This window comes from Lacticaseibacillus sp. YLM2-1 (assembly GCF_056583465.1).
The window spans coordinates 456,995-476,539 of record NZ_CM152617.1 but is presented as its reverse complement, the minus strand read 5'-3'; the positions used below and the strand labels follow the sequence as shown (position 1 = coordinate 476,539).

The following is a 19,545-nucleotide window of genomic DNA, read 5'->3' as shown; positions in this document are numbered from 1 at the left end:
TTCAAAGTGACTTTGCGTACACACAGACATATGTATGACGGGTGTTATAAAAAGCCGTCACGCCGGTCGAGTAGCTCTCATCATTTTCTCGCCCTTTTCTCCCGCAACATATGATAAAATACAACGGTTGTGAATTGTTTATTTCCTAGGAGGATATCTACATGCCATTAGTTAACGCTGCAGAGCTTGTAAAAGCTGCACATAAAGGTCACTACTGTATCGGTGCCTTCAACACCAATAACTTGGAATGGACACGCGCCATCCTTGCCGGTGCGCAAGAATTGAACGTTCCGGTTATCATCCAGACATCCATGGGTGCTGCTAAGTACATGGGCGGCTATGAATTCTGCCAGACCATGATCGAAGCAACGGTTAAAGCCATGGGCATCACCGTTCCTGTTGTGATTCATTTGGATCACGGTAACTACGAAGCTGCCAAGGAAGCTATTGCTGCCGGCTACAACTCCGTTATGTTCGACGGCCACGACCTCGACTTTGAAGATAACTTGGAAAAAACCAAGGAAATCGTTAAGTTGGCTCACGCCAAGGGCATTTCTGTTGAAGCCGAAGTTGGTTCTATCGGCGGTGAAGAAGACGGTGTTGTCGGCGAAGGCGAATTAGCTGACGTTGAAGAAGCCAAGACATTAGCCGCTACCGGGATCGACTTCCTGGCTGCTGGTATCGGCAACATCCACGGTCAATATCCAGACAACTGGAAGGGCCTGCACTTCGATCGTCTGCAAGAATTGAACGATGCTGTTAAGATGCCGCTCGTTCTTCACGGCGGTTCTGGTATCCCTCAAGAACAAGTTCAAAAGGCAATCACCATGGGTATTTCCAAGTTGAACATCAACACCGAATGCCAGCTTGCCTTTGCTAAGGCAACCCGTGAATACATCGAAGCTGGTAAGGATCAGCAAGGCAAGGGCTTCGACCCTCGTAAGCTGCTCAAGCCAGGCACCGATGCTATCACCGATACCTTCAAAGAAATCACCGGCTGGATTGGCAACAAACCAGTTAAGATGGTTCCAGAAGCACTTTAATTTTTTCATTAAGTGCCATTCAAAAGCCCACTCGCAAATTTCAGCGAGTGGGCTTTTTCATACATATTTCGTTACTCATCAAGTATTTGATTAACAAAACAGTCGGCTTCATGATCATTGACCAACCCTGCAGCCTGCATAAATGAGTAGATAACGACGGGACCAGTAAATGCAAAGCCATCTGCCTTCATTTGCTTGCTCATGTGCTTGGCCAAGTCGGTTGTGTTAGGCACCTGATCATGACTGGTAATATGATGCCGAATCGGCTGATTGTTGACAAAGGCCCACACGTAATGATCAAAGTCCTCGCCTTTGGCAGCTAACTGTGCGATCACGCGCATTGTTAATGATCGCCGTCACTTTCAGCCGATTCCGAATAATTTGCGTATTTTCTAAGAGCACAGGAATCTCCGGTGCCATCCGCTGCACCTGCCGATAGTCAAAGTTAGCAAAAGCCTGTTTGAAAGCAGCACGTTTATTCAAAACGGTCTGCCAGCTCAAACCTGCTTGCATGATTTCAAGCGACAAAAGCTCAAATAAGTGGCGACTGTCATGGCTGGGCCGCCCCCACTCTTCATCATGATATTCACGCATCAAGTCATTACTGGTTTGTCCCCATGCGCAACGGTGTTTTTCAGCCAGCATATCGTACCTCCAGCGGTTGTATCTTAATCGGCTGGGTCACTTGCACGCATCGATTCTGCGTCAAAGCAAGTTGATGCTCAGCGACAAGTTTAGCCATGACATCATTGCCTAGCTTGCCAGCCAAATGAACCCGGCGTTCCGAAAAATCAATGCAAGTCTGAATGTTCAGCTGATGCACTGGACGCCCGAGGAATTGTGCAAATGCGTGGCGGCCTTTTTCAGTAAGCTGATACACATTTGGTGCCGTCAGCACAACCATCTTTTTGGCTAACAGCTGGTCAAATAAGGCAACACCAGCTTTCCCAGCCAAATGGTGGTAGCAAGTTCGCGCTACTCCAAGCGCATGGGCTGCCTGTCGTTGATCTAAGTAATCATCTGCAACTGCACTTAATTTGCTGGTCGCCTGTTGCGGCTGAGTGGTCTGAAAATAATCGCGCCCTGCAAAGTGACGTCGGTTCATTTTCTGTAATCCTACTAAGTGTAATAAAGTTTCCTCAACCGGCTTCTCTGGCATCTTCAATAACTTAGCTATTTCCTTAAGTGTCAAAAACCGGCCACTGTCTAACAAGTCTAAGATCTTCTGAGATAAATTTTCTTGCATGCTGGTACCTTCTTCCCAAATAGCAAACATACGTTCTTATCTCGAGTATACCTTTCTCATTCTTCAAGAACAATAGTGTCTTCGTTGTAAATGGCTTGGATGCTGTGGGGCGGCCACATAACTGAATTAGCAAAAAAATTCAGCCTTCTAGTACTAGCTTTATTGAGCCGTACTGTATGTGTTTAACGACTCGTCTGCAATTGCTTAAAATATCCCTGCTGGGCATATAACAACATCGCCAAGCTTGCGCCAATCGCTGTAAAAACGGCAATCCCCGAGAAGCCAGTAAACTGTTTAATCAAGATACCGCCGATCACACCACCGATGGCCTCACCTAGGTACATGGCGGCATTGGCCAACGCGGAAATCGTGCTGCGGGCTGATCCCGCGTGTTCTTGCAAGGTACTCATAAACAATGGCAGCAGTGCGCCACCGATTGTATAGATAAATGCCAGGATGACCGTTGCCGTCAGTGGCGAATTGGTGAAAGGCAAAACCAGATACCCAGCAATGAAAAGTAAGAACTCAAGCAGAAACGCATGCGGCTGACCCAACCAAGTGACTAATCGGCTGCCCAGCAAGCTGCCAACAAACTGACCAACGCCGATTAAAAGAATGAAGCTGCCAATGGCACCAACTGATAAATGGAAGCTTTTCGCAAACCAAGTGCCGATAAAGGCGAAACCGCAAAAATTTGCAGTTTGAAACAATAAGTATGCCCCTAGCAGTTTAAGCACGGTTTTGTTCTGAAAAAGTTTGCGATAGATACCAGTTGCAAGACGTGAAGTTATCGCCTCGTTAAGACTGGGCATGAAACGCACGACCAACATCGTCAACATCAAGGCAATGACGCCAACGAAGAAGAACGGAAATCGCCATGACCATACCGCTAAGTAACTCCCCAATGGTACCCCAACGATTTGAGCAACCGCCAGACCGGCCGTGGCATATCCCATTACTTTGACAACTTGCGTCTTTGGAAACAATACCGGGATAGCCGCCCAGATTTGCGGTCCGGCCGTGGCCGCCGCGACACCAGCGACGAATCTGGCGACAAGCATCATCGCAAACGTATTCGCCAGCCCGCACCCGGCAGTCGCCAACGTGAAAACCATTAACCCGATGATCAAAATACGTTTGCGGTCGTGCCGGTCAGAAATCGGACCAATCAATAATGCCGATATCATGTAGCCCACTGCATAAGCGCTGACAATAAAACCAGATAGACTAGTCGAAATGCCATAGTATTGCGTCAATGTCGGTAACAACGGTGAAACCAAAAAGGTATCGGTGCCAATCACAAACATCACTAAGAAGAATAGAAACGAAAGTCTACGTTCTTTCATCAGAAAGTCTCCAATCAGTTTTACGGTTTTAAAATTATCAAACAATCAGTGCTAAAAAATAAGCAACCATGTGCTTATTTATAGCTTCTCAAGTAAACCCGGGAAAACCGATTCAATTTTCCCTGTATTCAGCGTAACAAATTTTTGTCGTCCTTGGGTACGCGTGGTAATCATGCCAATTTCCCGAAGCGTTCGCAAATGATATGACATCGTTGATTTGTCAATCTCCACGTGCTGGTTCAGCTCGTTGCAGCCCATCTCATGACCGACGTGGTAAAGCATGCGGACAATCGTATAGCGACCAGGTTCAGACAAAGCAAAGAAAATTCGTTGTTTGAAGGCAGTTTCGTCTGTTGATTGTTTGATATCCATACAACAGTTATGCCACAAACTTAATCTGTAAGCAAACTTTCTTTGAAAAAATAAGCTTTTCAATTCTCCATAGACGGTTCATGTTTTGGGTAAATAAGTTTTTAACCCACATTCATGGGTAAAGGCCCCTTTTACCTGCTAGTCTCGAATAATCATGGCAAAAATGTGAAATCTCGTGTCCACTTGGTATACTATTCCTGTGTTCAAAATTTCACTCAAAGGAGGTGTCACCATGGCTCGTACAACTGATCGGCAAAGAAATACACGCTCACCGCGGCAGGCTCGCCGACAATTGAATAAATTGTTGCGTGACCCCATCGTAAAACCCCACAATGCCGCCGCAGTTCGCATTCGCTTAGATGAGATGATGGCGATTCTCCAACATCGCGAGTACCGTCCAGAGCAGCCAAGTTCAACCAATCAAGTCAATACACATGGGCAGGTTCAGTTTGACCTCGCGCGCTGGTATCCTGAAGGCGGTCGCCTACGCTATACCTTACGACCGCGTGGCGCCTTACTCCCAATCGCATTCACTGTTCAAGACTTTGGTAATCATCGCAAAAGTCTGACGCGCGGCCTCGCTCTAGCTGTCGCTGGGGCGGCTCACCAGTTAGATCAAATGAAAGCCGCCAACAAATTGCCGTTGATCATGCAACCTTTTAGCGACTGGGTGCACCTCCTTGCAATTGGCTTACAAAATTGGCTTGAAAATGGTCAGGTCGTTTTCTCTTTAGCCGATCTTAACGGCGCCTATGTTTTGACCAGCATGCCAACTGCTCCTGCGACTTGGCTGGCCAGACTCTTCGGCATTTCGTTAGGCAATCCAGACCAGTCTTTAGCTGATCTGCGTCGTCAACGGCAAGAGCAGGCCGACCGTTTGACAACGCGACTTGCGGCCAAGTTTGCCATTGAAGAAGCGCCGTTGGTCCAAGCAGCTAATGATCGCGCTGCTAAGTCAATTCAACTTGATGCAGCTACCATGGCCACATTAGCTTCAGATCAAGCCCCACTGCGCTCGCAAAAGGACGTTGTTGATCGGCTGGCACGCGGCGACTACATCGTCATCGACACTGAGTTCGTCGCCGATCGCAACCAACTTGATCTGACAGAAATCAGTTTACTCCGGGTACGCCATCACCAAGTTGATGGCGCCTTCGATATTTTTACCCAATTACCTGAGGACCACCACGTCATGCCATTTTCAGTCAAAATCACAGGCATCACCGATGATCTGTTGTCCCAATATGGTCAGCCGTTGCCACTTGCCAAAGCTGCCGTTGAACAATTGTTGAAGCATGAACTCGTTGTGGGTTTTGCCTTAAGTAACGACCTGCGTGCGCTACGAGCGGGACTGAATGTCGATATCACCCCAGTGCAAGCCTTCGATGTGGCTGCTTTGGCACGTAAAACATTCGGCATCGGCAAAAAGCACACCCCGTCGTTGCAACATTACAAAGAGTCGCTTGGGGTTGACTTGCCTTCCCACACCGCCTTGAGCGATGCGCAAACCACAATGGCGTTGTTGGAACATCTCATCTGGGAAGGCAGCCCACTCATCACTAAAGACATTGGCTTTGAACAACGGCCACCTGAGCACGCCAATGACCCAGAACCTTATCAGAAACCTGATCCAAGTACCAGTTAACTGTTCCACCATTCAATTATCGAGCCATTATCTAGAGGATGGGTCATAATTCTCGCAGTGAACTGGTGATTCATTAGGTTCCGAATAGTCAGAGAAGGATCTAGGCTTAAGAATTCCTTGCCATGCCAAACTCCGCAATCTCCGGCCAGATGGGATGGAAATGCGAAGCTAGAGCGGAGACGGCGCTTCGAGCCCCATCTGGCCAACGATTGCTCCGCCTTGGCACTGAGATCTTTAAAATTGCAATAAATCACCCATATGAAAAGGCAAACAGTTTCCGTCTTTATAGCGGAAACTGTTTGCCTTTTCTTGGTGACTGTGAATGATGGTCAAATCTCATTTCAAAATAGTTTTTGGGTTAATTTTCAAAGATCTGATCCAATCAATATTTTTCTCAAAAAGTACATCATCAATCAGCTTCGTTGCCTCTAAAAATGTTCTCAATTCGTTTGCGTTTTTTACGTCTAAGGGATTCAACTTAAATTGAATGATGAGTTTCAAAAAAGTCACGTGATGCCGCATATAGAGAACATGATGATCCAATTTTTTCAAATCAAGAAAACTTAAAAATTGAATGGCCGAAGAAGGATCATCTTGCTCAAGAAAAGAAATTGATAAATTGTATAGAGCATTCACTATCAATTCATCGTAACTAGGTAAATGAAATTGCTGGTAAGCATGAAACATCTTCTTGGAAATTCTCAAATTGATCTTGGCTGGCATTGAGAATGCAAGATTGGCAAAAACGATGTATTCAAAACTAAACCACCGTCCCGGTCTAAGAAGATAGTCTTGCACGAAATCACAATCCTCTTTCGAAAATAAAGTTTCATGTTGAGATAGTTCATCAATACAACTTTGAATCATCAAAATAACCATTTTATTTGGCGTTGCCAGAATGTTTTGCTCTTTATAAGACGCTAGCAAGTCGTATAAACCCGCCAAGTCAGTCGAATCATAATAATGAGCAATCTGTTTAAAAATTGCAGTTGATGTTTCACTTCCGTTGTCTATCAGACGGCAAAACTCTTCAGCAGACATAAAAGTCGGGCGAAGTATCTTTACCATAGTGCGTAGCGTCATATCACTTTGATCATGCTCAAGGTGAGAAATCGTGGATTGATGTAAATCACCCTTAACTTCCTTGATTCGCAAGTCCCGTCGCCGACGTACCTCGTGGTAAATAGCCCCTGCCGAATAATCCAACACATGAACACCTCGTTTGATTTTTTACCAAAATATGAATGATTTCATATTAACATGAACGCCAAGAATAGAAGGGTAAGCTAAAAAAGCAGCATCTGAAGTTGCCTCATATAGTTTGGCATCTGCCACAGCATGGTTGTCGTGTCATTTTTCGCACTCAATCATTGACCAATAAAAATCGTGTAAATCTAATAGTGAGGTATAAACTACATGCAAAAATTGTGGCTTCTTGATCTGGCAACGTTCATTATCGCCTTAATCGTAGGAATCCTCTATGAGCGTATCGGCGCAGAAATGCTTTTGCTGACCTCAATAGCTTCTGGGTTGAGCAGCTTTTTCATTCTGATCGTGATCGCTTATAAAATGATTTCTAATATTTTTAAATCATGAACATCGAAAAATTCGTGCCATGAAAAATTAACTGTTTGCGAAGATCATGTAAGCGCTTATACTGAATAGAGTTATCAACTTAGACAAAAGTCTGTTCAATTTCAATAACTTCAAGAAAAACTCGGTTTAACATCCACGCACCAAAACTTGAATTACCGCAATGACCTATATGAGGAGGCGTCACCATGCAAGATGAACGCTGGAACCACCCGCTGTATACAGCGACGGCTATTAATGACGAAGGGCTGGAGGGCCACGCTTATATTCCCGGTGGACTTAAAGTGCAAACCAGCAGTCCGATGAATGATCATCCCGGAACCAACCCAGAGCAACTTTTGGGGCTATCATTAAGCACATGTCTAGAAGCCACGCTGGAAGCGGTTGAAAAGGAGCACGGTTTGCCGCATACAGGAGCGGTGCGGGTGAAGGTCGCTTTCATCGGCGCCCGCGCTGAATATCAATTTTTGGTGCACGCCCAGGTCATGGTCAAAGGCGTTGATTTCGATACTGCTAAGGCTTTCACCAACGAAATCGAAAATCGCTGTCCCGTTTCGAAGTTGCTCAAAAATAGTGGCAATTATACGATCGAAACAGTGACTGATTTTAAAGACTAAACTGCCCGAGGCCAATGATCGAAGCCTGATTCCTTTAGATGTGTCTTCTGCCAGGCGCGTACGCAACAAAGTCAGATTTGTTGTGTCTTTTTGTGTAAGCGATTGCAAAGACTTTAGACTTACTTTATGATTAACATAAGTTGATCAACCATGCACCCTTAAAAGTTTTTCCCACCCGCTTGCCGACTGCTATCAGCAAAACGGGTTTTCTTATGCGTCCTTCTGCAGCAAAGCATTGCCATCTATTTGATTTTGCTGGATACCCACCCACCTCAGCATGACATGCACCATCACCGTTTTTAAGGCAATCTGAACATCAATATCTGCTAGAAAATCACTGTATTTTAGCATTGTTAGGGTTACACTGATAACTAGAAGGGAGTTGCAAATATGAAGAAAATCATCAATGCACCGGGCGATATTGTCCCGGAAATGATTGCTGGACTCGCTGCCAGCTATCCGCAATATTTGAAACAGATTCCTGATACAACGGCGGTCGTCAGAAATGATGCCGCGTTCAAACAACATAAGAAGGTCGGCGTCATCTCTGGCGGCGGTTCCGGTCATGAACCGCTGCATGCCGGCTATGTCGGTCAAGGCATGCTTGATGCTGCGGTGGCGGGCCAAGTCTTCACATCCCCGACCCCAGATCAAATTTACGCTGCTATTAAAGAAGTTGACCAAGGTGCAGGCGTTTTGATGATCGTCAAGAACTATTCAGGCGATGTGATGAACTTCGACATGGCCAAAGACCTTGCCAGTGTTGACGATATCACCGTCGAATCCGTAGTCGTTGATGACGATGTTGCCGTCAAAGATTCACTGTACACGCAAGGTCGGCGCGGTGTCGCTGGTACTATTTTTGCCGAAAAAATTATCGGCGCGGCTGCTGAAGCTGGTTTAAGTCTAGATGACCTGAAGAAGTTAGGCGATGCCGTCGTTAAGAACACCAAGTCCTTTGCCGTAGCATTGCACGCTGCAACGGTTCCTGAAGTCGGCAAACCCGGGTTTGATTTAAAACCTGATGAAATTGAATTCGGTGTTGGCATTCATAACGAACCTGGCACCGGTCAGGAAAAACTGCCGACCTCTAAACAATTGGCTAAGCAACTGATTAGCAAGTTGACGGCGGAGTTCAAAGATCCACAAGCCCACAAGTATGCCGTCTTGGTTAACGGCATGGGTGCTACCCCGTTGTCTGAACAATACATTTTCATGGGCGATGTGCTGAATGAACTGAAGACTGAAAAGTTACCTGTCAGCTTCACCAAAGCTGGCAACTATGTCACATCACTCGACATGGCTGGCATCTCATTGACCATGTTGGCTTTAGACGATCCGCAATGGCTGACCTACTTGAATGCGTCAGCCCACACTGTTGGTTGGGGGGATACCGATGTTAAACGCTGATACATTAACCAAATGGATGACGAATTTTGAAACTCGCATTACCAAGGAAAAAGACCATCTCACCGAACTTGATCGCGTGATTGGCGATTCTGACCACGGCAACAACATGGAGCGCGGCGTCGAAGCGATCAAAGCAGCCTTCGAAAAAACCCCACCGACTACCGATCTGGCTCAAGACTTCAAGACAATTGCAATGGCCATGCTGAGCAAAGTCGGCGGTGCCAGCGGTCCTTTATATGGTACAGCCTTTCTCGAAATGGCTAAGCTTGCCAAAACCGACACCGATTTTGGCGACCTCGTCGATGCTGCCGCAAAGGGTATTGCTAAGCGCGGCCAAGCAAAAACCGGTGATAAGACAATGCTTGATGTCTGGGCACCAGCAGCTGATTTGATCAAACAAGGCAAGCTCGATGACGCCGCCATTGACAAGTTGGTTGCTTCCACCGAGCCAATGATCGCTAAACGCGGCCGGGCGTCTTATCTTGGTGAAAAGAGTGTCGGCCACATTGATCCCGGCGCCGCTTCAACTGGCGAATTGTTGAAAGCCTATTTAGATGCGACCGCTTGATCGACAACCGACAAACTATGAAGGCAAACACTTGTAAAGGAGTGATCCTATGGCACTAGGCATTTTACTTGTTTCACACGTTCCGGCGATCGCCAATGGTGTTGAAACTTTAATCAAACAAGTCGCTAAAGATGTTCCTATCACCACAGCTGGCGGTACTAGCGACGGCAAAATCGGCACGGATCTCGACCATATTCAAAAAGCAATTGGCGATAATCCAGCTTCTGAACTGCTTGTTTTCTACGACCTCGGCAGTGCGAAAATGAATTTGGACATTGCCGAAGAAGTCAGTGATAAACAGATGCATGTTTATGATGTCGCGTTTGTTGAAGGGGCTTATGCAGCCGCAGCATTGCTAGAAGCCAATGTCACCCTCGACAAAATCGAAGCGCAATTGAAACCACTCAAAGTAAAGTAAGTCATCGCCGCTTGTCGGCTTGAACAACTGACAAGCGGTTTTTCATGCCAAAAATGTTGACCATGGCTACAGGAGAGATTGCATATGTCCACATCTGATCAAACTAAGGCGCATCTTGCCAAGGTTCTCAAAGTACAAATGCAGCACAAACCATTAGATCGCATCACGATTGCCGAGTTAAGCACAGCTGCACATGTCAACCGCAACACGTTTTATTACCATTTTGATGACATCTATGCCTTACTGAAATGGACCTTAGAGGCTGACATTGGCCGTAAAGTGATGCAGGACTTAGGCGCAGCCACATGGGTAACAAAGTATCAGCTGGTGCTTGACTATATCATGGCTAATCAGGTCTTTTGTCTGAATGCGTTTCATTCAGTTGGCCGTGACATGCTGGAAGAATTCTTATTTCAGTCAGCCACCGACATGGTGAAACCAGTCGTTTTGGACATTGACCCAGCAACACCAGCCCAAACCGTTGCCGATATCTGCAACTTTTATGGTGCAGCCATCGTCGGGCAAGTGCTGCTGTGGTTAGCGCAGTCCTTGAAAGAACCGGAACGCAATCTGATCAAGCGGGCTGATTTGATGTTAAACGGGTCGATTGCTTTCATTGTCCGCAAGCGGTCACTTGGCCCACAATAAAAGTTAATTTTCGAACAAACATCACAATTTGACTAAAGACGCTTCTTTTACTTGTGCCTATAATATAGGTGACATCAGAAAGGAAGCGTTTTTAGATGAAGAAATTCTTATTGACAGCGCTAGGCGTTGCGCTGGTTGCTGGCGGCACCGCATGCTACTTCGCAAACAAAATGGAGCTGTTTAAAGATGACGCTGACGCATACAATAAGTTCGAAAGTCGCTAGGAGGCGGGAAAATGATCAAGCATAAGGCGATCATGATCGGTGCAGGGCTGGCCAATATGGCTGCAGCTGTTTATCTCATTCAGGAAGCTCATTGGCAAGGTGATCAAATCACCTTCTATTCACTGGATGACCATGGTTCAAATGATGGTGCCCCAACAGTCGATACTGTGGATGAATATTGGAACAAAAATCATCCCATGGAAAACACGAAGGGCTATGTTGCTCGGGGCGGTCGGATGTTGAATTACCGGACGTATGTCGATTTGATGGATTTGCTTAGTCGGATTCCATCGGCAACGGAACCGGGACTCACAGCTGAAGAAGACACGCGCCAATTCGATGCCCAACATCGGACGTTTGATAAAGCTCGGTTGATGGAAGGCGGTATTGGCATCATCCAAGCAGGACACTTGGGCCTGAATAACACGGATCGCCTTTTGCTGACGAAGTTAATCATGATGCCTGATTCCGAAGAAGAAAAGCTCGACAATGTTAGCATCGCCGACTACTTCAAGGATGATCCGCACATGTTCCAAACCAATTTCTGGTATATATGGGAAACCACCTTTGCCTTCCGCACACAAAGTTCTGCGCAGGAATTGCGGCGGTACATGCACATGATGATTTATGAATTTACTCAAATTGAGCATTTAGTCGGGGTTAACCGGACCCGCTATAATCAATTTGAAAGCATTATGCTGCCACTGATTAATTACCTGAAGGAGCAAGGCTGCAAGATCATTTTGAACCGGCGTGTCACAGCGTTTGAATTTAAAGACACGGCCATGACCGATGAAATTACAGTTACGGGCCTCACCATTCTGAACACAGAGACTGATGACGAAGAACATGTTACCGTTGATGATGATACCGCCGTTTTCTTCACGAATGGATCGATCACCGACTCCGCAACTCAAGGTGACTTTGATCATGCAGCAGTCGAAAACATGGACTACGGTGCTGCCGCAAGTCTGTGGAAACAAGCGACTGAGCATTTTTATAACCTTGGTAATCCTGATAAGTTCTTTGCGGATCGGTCAGCCAGCGAGTGGGTCAGCTTCACCTTGACGACCAAAGATCATTTGTTGCTTAACGAAATCGAACGTATTACAACGCAAGTCCCTGGTAACGCCCTGAATTCGTTCATGTCAACCCAACCAATCACGGCACTTGGGCAAAAAGATGTCATGATGTCAATCGTGGTACATCATCAGCCACACTTTACCACCCAGAAACCAAACGAGACCGTCTTGTGGGGCTACTTCCTTTATCCACGGCGCTACGGTGAATTTGTCAACAAGCCGTATATCGAAATGACGGGTAAAGAGATGGCCCTTGAATTGATTGGTCAGCTTGCTAAAGTTGATCCCGGTCCTGGTAATATTCGTGATCATCAAGATGAGATTATGGCAAGCATCATCAACAACATCCCTGTTTATATGCCATATGCTTCGGCACTCTTCAACAATCGCGCCAAGGTTGATCGGCCAGACGTGATTCCAGCACATTCAACAAACCTTGCCTTTACCGGTGAATTCGCTGAACAACCATTCCAAATGGTCTTCACTGAGCAAAGTGCTGTTCGTTCAGGTGAGATTGCCGCTTATCATTTCACCGGCATTCCAATGAGTCATTTAGTTAAAACACCGCGGTATGATAAAGACATCAAGACATTGATGCGTGCCACGAAAAAAATGTTTGAATAATAACGTTCAATATCAAAAGCGTTGTCCGTGCATGGGCAACGCTTTTCCTTTTTGTGCACTAAAAATAATGCTAACAGCTATCAGCTCAAGCTTGTTACTGTTAAACTGTTCTTAGTGAATCCAACCAATTTTAATGGAGGCAGATCATGGACTACGAATTAAAACTGCGACGCCATGCCAGTCGCGAAATCGATAAATACTGGGAAAATTTCCAGGAAAGCACAAGTTATCAACACCTGCTGACAGTTCCCGGCTTTAGCCAGGTGCCACCAGATGAAATTCGATTAATCCTCGTCACCTTTTTCGTGCATGCCTTTGATAACCTTCGTTCAACCATTCAAGCACTTGATACTGAACACGTTGCAGCTGGTTTACAGGAGACCTTACAGACTTATCATGATGATGCATTGGATCGCAGCGAGTCGTTAGCGATCGCGGCGGAACTGTTAAAAACATTTATGCTCTGGTTGATTGCAACAAATGAGATTAAATTGACTATCCTTGAATTTGTTGATGCCTTGATGAACGTGTTCGTCACTGCCACCTATCTGCTCGGTTTGACGGAAGAGGGGGCCCTCACATCACCATTCGGCAATGATGATTTTGATCTTCCTGGTGTTGATGATGCCTTCAGTGACCCCGATAATGACGTTGACTTTGATTCCGAAAATATGGCTGAATTATTTCAATTGACGATGACCTTTTTAGAATCCAAAACGTGGCTGCAGGTTCCTAAGCCAGTTCAAAATCAGGAACTCTTTGGTGCCACCACGTTGTTCCTTGCCCACACGATTCAGAGTTTGTTCGGCCACGATCCAAAGAATTGGACCGCTCAGGACATTAAGGCTGCCATGTCCATGCTACTATATGACAAAAAAACCATTGGTCCTGATCAGCGCGCAGTCATTGGACAAATGGTCGCTATTTTCATTCGATCTACAACAACCTCCCACCTGTGGACACCAACCCAGCGACAGGCACTTGCTACAGCTGCCGAAAGTCGCGTTCAAGAACTTGTTGCCGCCAAACCAGCACCCCAACAACCTACTAGTAACCCAACAGAAACGACAACGAATAATCGAGTTGTTCCGATCGCTGGGTGGCAAAAGCACAAACACGACAAATAACGATACCAAGTCACCACTCCGGCTCGTTAGATGACAAATCAAAAAGACAACACTGAACCCCAAAATCAATGATTGGTCTCTCGTTCAGTGTTGCCTTTTTTCATGTCAATGATGTCAGTCTACAGTTGATTGAACTGTTCAGTTTTAGCCAAATCTTCATAAGTGACGTCAGTAATAGTCGGATCAAGTGTTTTCGTTGTCATTGTCAATGTGTCTGAATCTTGCACGAAAATTGTCTTTTTCGTCAGATCATAGCCAGACCAGTACTGCGTGTAATCCGTTAAAACCTGATGTTGTGGGTCGCGACCTAGCCCCTGCGGAATCAAGACAGTCTTGAAAGCATTGTATAATACGCGAATGCCGTCTTTGCTATTGAAGGGATCAAGATTACGCGAAACAAACATTGCCCGCAGAAACCGCGATGGTGATGTGTAATCGCCTGGCAAACCGAACATCCCGTAGCCTGTGCCTAACTCAATCGGCTCAATATGGTAGTCGCCTAATTCGGACCCCTTAGGATAGTTATTGTCATTCAGACTGACATAATTGCGCAAATTGGTTTCATGCCACCCGTATTCAGGACTATTCGTCATGGCGCCGATGCTATCATACAGCTTAAAGGCGCCGTGATCGGTTGGTTCGACAACAATCCCCTTACCTGATGGATCAACAAATGTGTAATGTAATGGGATTTTCACCCCTTGGCCGCCAAACTCATAAGGTTCATCCAGCAGGCCATACTCACCCGCCAAAGCGCGTACTTCGTCAACATTTTTGCATGTCGTCAAGGCCAAGGTCACAAACTCCTCGCCTTTAATAGCTTTCAGCCCACGCTGTTTCAAAGAATCCGCACTCGCCCAGCTGCACTCTACCAAAACCTGCAAGTCGCCAGCCAAGCCTTCGCTATTGACGCCGTCGAAAAGTGCCGTACTTTGATCAATACCGACGCCAACCGCTGCATACTTTGTGGTCCATTTGGCACTTTGTGTTGGTAATGCCTTGTTTGCTGGCAAACTGACAATTTTACCAGGAACCCCGCCGACTGGTGATTCATGAAAGAAACTGGTGTTGTAATCCATGGTCCGGCCCCAGAAAATATCACCTTGTAGCGATTTAATTGTCATTGAAGAACACATAGCAACGACCCCTTTCGAAAATAAATGTCAGTGTTTAAAGCTTAATTTTTACGATTACTGTCATTATAACCCGAATTGCTTAATGGCTCGATCCCCTTCAATAAAAAGCTGCTCTACAGCCCCATAAGTACTGGTTTCACAGCGATCTCGTTATTATTATTTTTGTTGGAGATAACTGATCGGTTTATTCACATCAAGTTTCGTGCCAGAAAAAGTCTTTTTAATCCAACTCTGAATCGTTGGGTCATGGTAAAGCGGCACTAACTTTTTAAATTCTTCCTTTTTTTCATTTTTCAATGCGGTCACTAATATATTGACGTTGGCGCGTGTCGTTTGGTTCAACTTCTCATGCACCAATGAATCTTTCAAAACATTCAGCCCACCATCAAGTGCCCGCGTATTCGAAATCAGTTCTGCGTCCAAATCGGGCAGCATTTGCACCGATGGGTCGACCTCTTTAAACTTTAAGTGCTTCGGATTGGCTTGAATGTCCTTCACGGTACTTAAAGCATTGAAGTCAGACTTAAGGGTGACAAGCTTGGCCGTTGCTAGCAAAAGTAACCCTCGTGTCGCATTAGCAGGATCGTTTGAGATGCCAATCGTTGCACCATCTGGAATCTCTCGCAGCTGTTTATATTTTTTAGAATACAGTCCCATTGGTTCCAGGTAGGTTGTGCCTAATGCTGCTAACTTTTCGCTCGGATTTAATTTGTTATATTGCTGAAAGTAAGCATATGACTGGAATGCATTAACATCCAATTGTCCCTCGGCAGTAGCTGAGTTAGTGACGTTGCCATCTGAAACTTGCTTGACTTTAATCCTCAGACCAGCCTTCTTGGCCTGCGGTGATTTAGCAATATGTTGCCAAATTTGATAATCCGAGCCACTACTGCCGATGATGATTGACTCACTTTTTGAACTAGTATGACTGCTATTGCTACTAGTTGCTTTGCCACACGCTGTTAGTGTTAATAATGAAACCAATGCAATCCCTGTGAAGATAGCTTTTTTCCAACGACTCATAAGAGATCCTCCTCCAAACATTTCCACTAGCAAACTATCAAGACTATCTCGTTAAACAACTTTGATTTATTTTAGATAACCTTGCGCTGCCACAAAAAAACGCCCCTTAACTACTTTTGTTGTAGTCAAGGGGCGACAGTGTCGCGTTACCACCCTTATTCACGATGTTGATACATCGTCTCCAGTACCTGTTGATACCTGACAGCATAACGGCCGTAACCGACTCGTGAGCGTTAACCGCACGAATAACTATTCGAAGCTCATCTTCACCTTCTTGCAGATGACCCTTTTCCATCAACCGGGCTTTCTACAGCGTCTGCGCCAAAGTTACTCTTCTTCTCAAAGTGTTGTTTTTATAAATGTCATTCAGCTCGCTTTGAAAGTTGTGCTGAGTAACACCTAAAGTCTTGTTGGAAGGACTATACGGCCCGCGCTTGTGAATGTCAAGACAAAGGTTTGAAAAGATGATTGGGGAACAACTTAGGCATTAAAAAACTTTTCAATATTCGCATGTTATAATCTACAAATACAAATTTGAAAATCACTGGAGGAGCACAATGCGAAACATAGGAAAATTAGTTGCACTGGACTGGAAGCGAATTGTTAAAAGCCCATTCGCTTTCTTACTCATTTTGGCGCTGGTTGTGATCCCCAGTCTCTACTGTTGGTTCAATGTCTGGGCGCTATGGGATCCTTACAGCAATACCCAAGATCTTACTGTTGCCGTGTATTCAGCGGATAAATCAACCGAATTCCGTGACAAAAAAATTGCCATTGGCGATGAGCTGGTCACCCAACTAAAGCATAACAAGCAACTCGGCTGGCGTTTTGTGGACTCCAAAAAGGCGGTTCAGGAAGGGGTCAAAAGCGGCAAATATTACGCAGGTGTCGTTGTTCCCAAAGATTTCTCAACGGACTTGCTTAGTTTTGTCGATGGTAAGATTCACAAACCAAAGCTAGATTATTACGTGAATGAAAAAATTAATGCCATCGCCCCTAAAATTACTGCAAGCGGGGCGTCCACGCTGCAAAACACCATTTCAGACGAATTTGTGTCAACCGTTGCCAAAACCTTGGTGACTGTCTTCAATCAGGCAGGCATTAAGCTGGATGACAATCTGCCGATGATTCGGCGCTTTGCAAGTCTGGTAACCAATACAAACGATCAATTACCGACAATTGAAAAATACATCGCGGAAGTCGGGGTTTTGCAGAGTAAAATGCCGGCCATCCGAGAAAAACTGGCGGCCGCCAACGAAATGGCCACCTACTTGCCTGAAGTCAATCAAATGGCCCAAAAATTAACGGCAGCCAACGGGTATTTACCAATGGTAGCCGATGCCGGTCAGTTGGCGGTCGATGTTCGCAGCAAGTTGCCTGAAGTGCAACAAGCCGGTGCGCAGCTTAATACAGTGACCACCAACTTTGGCCAACTAGAATCAGCGGTTACGAAGGCCGTGGCGGTCACCAGTCAGGGCATTACCGTCGTCAATCAAGTTGACGGCACTTTGCCTGCTCTGACCGACTTTGGCAAAAACGCCCAGGCAGCGATTGGCACGACCAAAGATGAAGTCTTGCCCAAAGTCAGCATAGCACTTGATGTGGTTCAAAATGCGGTCGATGCTGGTCTGACATTGATAGCCGCCGCGAATACTAGTTTAAGTGCTGACTTAACTACCTTGCAAAATCAGTTGCAGCAGTTGGACACTAGCAGTGATACCGCCGCTATCAAACAGGCAATGGTGGCCCGATTAACCGCTTTATCTGATCGCCAAGGCAAAGTGGCAGCCAATGCCACCAGTCTGGTCGATACATTAACCCGCCTGCAAACCAGTCTTAACAAGCTGACCGGTAAGGACGATCAACCGTTGGCCGGTGCCATTACGCGACTGCGTGATGTTGCGACTACCGCTACTGCTGTTCAGACGGCCGCCAGCGATCTCGCCAAAGACGTGCCAAATTTAAGTACCAATGAGTTACAAAGTCGTTTGGCGACACTCAATGATGTCGCTCAGAAATTTGCAAGTGATGCCAATACACTCAAGGATCTGGATCTCGGCACGAGTGTGAAGCAAGTACTGAACGCTTTCAAGGCTGCGCTTGCTGATGCTGCCACAACGCTGACTAAAATCAACGATCAAGTATTGCCGGAACTACCGAGTTTACTCAGCGGAACAAAGGACTTACTGACACAAGCCAACACTTTTTTGGTTAAAACCCAAAAACAGTTACCAGCCTTGAAGCAGGAACTCACTGATGCCAATACGCTGCTGAACGGTCATATGAACTTGATCACCAGTGGTATCACGACAGTCGCTGACTTATATCAAAATGACTTCCCAAGTCTTAAAACGAAATTGACCAAGGCAACAAATTTTATCAATCAAGATCTACCCGGTGTGGAAAGCGACCTGACATCAACGCTCGCTTTAGCCAACGAAAAAATGCCGCAACTACAAAGCGGGCTGGATGATGCACAAACCTTAATCAAAGATGACTGGCCAACATTGAAAGATGCCATTCAAAAAGGCGCAACCGCAATCAAAAAAGGCGAGAAATCCGTTGATCTGTCGCAGTTGATCAAACTGCTGAGACGTGATGCCACGAAAGAAGCCGGCTTTTTAGCTAAACCGGTAGAGCTCAAGCAAACGAGTTTCTATCATATCCCAACCTATGGCTCGCAAAGTGCCCCATTTTATTTGGCCTTATGTATTTGGGTCGGTGCCTTGCTGCTCGGCGCCATTCTCATTACCGAATATCAGCTGCCGGAATCGTTGGCTCATGCGACCGTCAAACAGATGTACACCGCTCGCTGGTTAACGTTTGCAGGACTGGGAATGCTGCAAGGCCTCATCGCCGCACTCGGTAATCTCTTCCTAATCGGGACGTACGTTGTCGACAAGCCGCTGTATTTGCTGTTTGCGATGTTGCTAAGCCTAGTCTTTGTCTCAATTCTATACATGTTAATTTCCCTGTTCGGCAATATCGGTAAGGGCCTGGGAATCATTATTTTAGTCCTATCCATCTCCGGCGCAGGTGGCAACTTCCCCGTTGTACTCTCAGGTAAGTTCTTCCAAGCCATTAACCCATGGCTGCCATTCACCTATGCCGTCAACTTGCTGCGCGAAACCGTTGGCGGGATCTACTGGCCAAATCTGTGGCAAGATCTCTTCATCCTCGTGGCATTCGGCGTTGCCTTCTTCCTTCTGGGGCTTTTCCTAAAAGAACCAATTCGCCCGTGGATCGAGAAAATGCACCATATCACGCGGAAGTCTAAGATTATTGAATAACGTAGAAAGCTGCGTCAGTTGAGCTGTAACAATCTGCTTACACCTTGTATTTGGGCAACTGTTGATAATCTTTTATCCATGATTAGGGACTGTTTTCAAGCCACCACGCCTTTATCAATCAAGTGTAAGAAAA

The 19,545-nt window shown here is 45.9% G+C and carries 19 protein-coding genes and 1 pseudogene; 12 read left to right on the top strand and 8 right to left on the bottom strand.

Annotated elements, in window-relative coordinates; all coding sequences use genetic code 11:
- Positions 1-161 precede the first annotated feature (161 nt).
- Entirely contained in the window at positions 162-1,043 is an 882-nt protein-coding gene (gene fba / locus AC07KQ_RS02280; RefSeq protein ID WP_003563442.1) for a class II fructose-1,6-bisphosphate aldolase, read from the top strand.
- 71 nt (positions 1,044-1,114) lie between these two features.
- Here the strand turns inward: fba and AC07KQ_RS02275 are convergent.
- From AC07KQ_RS02275 to AC07KQ_RS02260, 4 genes and pseudogenes are all read right to left on the bottom strand, one after another.
- A pseudogene (locus AC07KQ_RS02275) lies at positions 1,115-1,688 on the bottom strand (DNA-3-methyladenine glycosylase I).
- Positions 1,678-2,289, bottom strand: a complete 612-nt coding sequence (locus tag AC07KQ_RS02270) for a hypothetical protein (RefSeq protein ID WP_016368684.1) — start codon at positions 2,287-2,289, stop codon at positions 1,678-1,680. Before AC07KQ_RS02270 ends, AC07KQ_RS02275 begins: the two are co-directional and overlap by 11 nt.
- A gap of 182 nt (positions 2,290-2,471) precedes the next feature.
- The gene (locus tag AC07KQ_RS02265; RefSeq protein ID WP_013245426.1) at positions 2,472-3,635 is read right to left on the bottom strand and encodes an MFS transporter; all 1,164 of its coding nucleotides are present in this window, start codon (positions 3,633-3,635) and stop codon (positions 2,472-2,474) included.
- A gap of 78 nt (positions 3,636-3,713) precedes the next feature.
- A complete protein-coding gene (locus AC07KQ_RS02260) occupies positions 3,714-4,007 on the bottom strand; it encodes an ArsR/SmtB family transcription factor (RefSeq protein WP_003583313.1) in 294 nt (97 codons plus the stop codon).
- Positions 4,008-4,239: 232 nt separating this feature from the next.
- Here AC07KQ_RS02260 and AC07KQ_RS02255 point away from each other — a divergent pair, with 232 nt between their 5' ends.
- Complete coding sequence (locus tag AC07KQ_RS02255) at positions 4,240-5,652, top strand: exonuclease domain-containing protein (RefSeq protein ID WP_480156586.1); 1,413 nt, start codon at positions 4,240-4,242, stop codon at positions 5,650-5,652.
- A gap of 336 nt (positions 5,653-5,988) precedes the next feature.
- Here the strand turns inward: AC07KQ_RS02255 and AC07KQ_RS02250 are convergent, their stop codons facing one another.
- Positions 5,989-6,861: an Rgg family transcriptional regulator gene (locus AC07KQ_RS02250; protein WP_013245425.1), complete on the bottom strand. Its 873-nt coding sequence runs from the start codon at positions 6,859-6,861 to the stop codon at positions 5,989-5,991.
- A gap of 207 nt (positions 6,862-7,068) precedes the next feature.
- Between AC07KQ_RS02250 and AC07KQ_RS02245 the strand changes: the two genes are divergently transcribed.
- From AC07KQ_RS02245 to AC07KQ_RS02205, 9 genes are all read left to right on the top strand, one after another.
- Positions 7,069-7,248, top strand: a complete 180-nt coding sequence (locus AC07KQ_RS02245) for a hypothetical protein (protein WP_013245424.1) — start codon at positions 7,069-7,071, stop codon at positions 7,246-7,248.
- A gap of 185 nt (positions 7,249-7,433) precedes the next feature.
- The gene (locus tag AC07KQ_RS02240; RefSeq protein ID WP_003573613.1) at positions 7,434-7,862 is read left to right on the top strand and encodes an OsmC family protein; all 429 of its coding nucleotides are present in this window, start codon (positions 7,434-7,436) and stop codon (positions 7,860-7,862) included.
- 390 nt (positions 7,863-8,252) lie between these two features.
- Positions 8,253-9,272 carry a dihydroxyacetone kinase subunit DhaK gene (gene dhaK / locus AC07KQ_RS02235; protein ID WP_003563420.1) on the top strand — a complete coding sequence of 340 codons (1,020 nt, stop codon included), beginning with the start codon at positions 8,253-8,255 and terminating at the stop codon, positions 9,270-9,272.
- Complete coding sequence (dhaL, locus tag AC07KQ_RS02230; protein WP_003583307.1) at positions 9,259-9,840, top strand: dihydroxyacetone kinase subunit DhaL; 582 nt, start codon at positions 9,259-9,261, stop codon at positions 9,838-9,840. The genes dhaK and dhaL overlap by 14 nt, the downstream gene beginning before the upstream one ends.
- A gap of 49 nt (positions 9,841-9,889) precedes the next feature.
- A complete protein-coding gene (dhaM, locus tag AC07KQ_RS02225; protein ID WP_003563416.1) occupies positions 9,890-10,258 on the top strand; it encodes a dihydroxyacetone kinase phosphoryl donor subunit DhaM in 369 nt (122 codons plus the stop codon).
- Between the two features lie 84 nt (positions 10,259-10,342).
- Positions 10,343-10,906, top strand: a complete 564-nt coding sequence (locus AC07KQ_RS02220; protein ID WP_013245423.1) for a TetR/AcrR family transcriptional regulator C-terminal domain-containing protein — start codon at positions 10,343-10,345, stop codon at positions 10,904-10,906.
- 95 nt (positions 10,907-11,001) lie between these two features.
- Entirely contained in the window at positions 11,002-11,130 is a 129-nt protein-coding gene (locus tag AC07KQ_RS02215) for a hypothetical protein (protein ID WP_003563412.1), read from the top strand.
- Between the two features lie 11 nt (positions 11,131-11,141).
- On the top strand, positions 11,142-12,836 hold the full coding sequence (locus AC07KQ_RS02210; protein WP_274991038.1) for an oleate hydratase: 1,695 nt from the start codon (positions 11,142-11,144) through the stop codon (positions 12,834-12,836).
- 146 nt (positions 12,837-12,982) lie between these two features.
- The gene (locus tag AC07KQ_RS02205) at positions 12,983-13,963 is read left to right on the top strand and encodes a hypothetical protein (RefSeq protein ID WP_016386554.1); all 981 of its coding nucleotides are present in this window, start codon (positions 12,983-12,985) and stop codon (positions 13,961-13,963) included.
- A gap of 119 nt (positions 13,964-14,082) precedes the next feature.
- Here the strand turns inward: AC07KQ_RS02205 and AC07KQ_RS02200 are convergent, their stop codons facing one another.
- From AC07KQ_RS02200 to AC07KQ_RS02190, 3 genes are all read right to left on the bottom strand, one after another.
- Complete coding sequence (locus AC07KQ_RS02200; RefSeq protein ID WP_003583296.1) at positions 14,083-15,099, bottom strand: linear amide C-N hydrolase; 1,017 nt, start codon at positions 15,097-15,099, stop codon at positions 14,083-14,085.
- A gap of 156 nt (positions 15,100-15,255) precedes the next feature.
- Positions 15,256-16,122, bottom strand: a complete 867-nt coding sequence (locus AC07KQ_RS02195) for a MetQ/NlpA family ABC transporter substrate-binding protein (RefSeq protein ID WP_013245421.1) — start codon at positions 16,120-16,122, stop codon at positions 15,256-15,258.
- Positions 16,123-16,228: 106 nt separating this feature from the next.
- Entirely contained in the window at positions 16,229-16,417 is a 189-nt protein-coding gene (locus AC07KQ_RS02190) for a hypothetical protein (protein WP_003659803.1), read from the bottom strand.
- Between the two features lie 262 nt (positions 16,418-16,679).
- Between AC07KQ_RS02190 and AC07KQ_RS02185 the strand changes: the two genes are divergently transcribed.
- The gene (locus tag AC07KQ_RS02185; protein WP_003563401.1) at positions 16,680-19,412 is read left to right on the top strand and encodes a YhgE/Pip domain-containing protein; all 2,733 of its coding nucleotides are present in this window, start codon (positions 16,680-16,682) and stop codon (positions 19,410-19,412) included.
- Positions 19,413-19,545 lie beyond the last annotated feature (133 nt).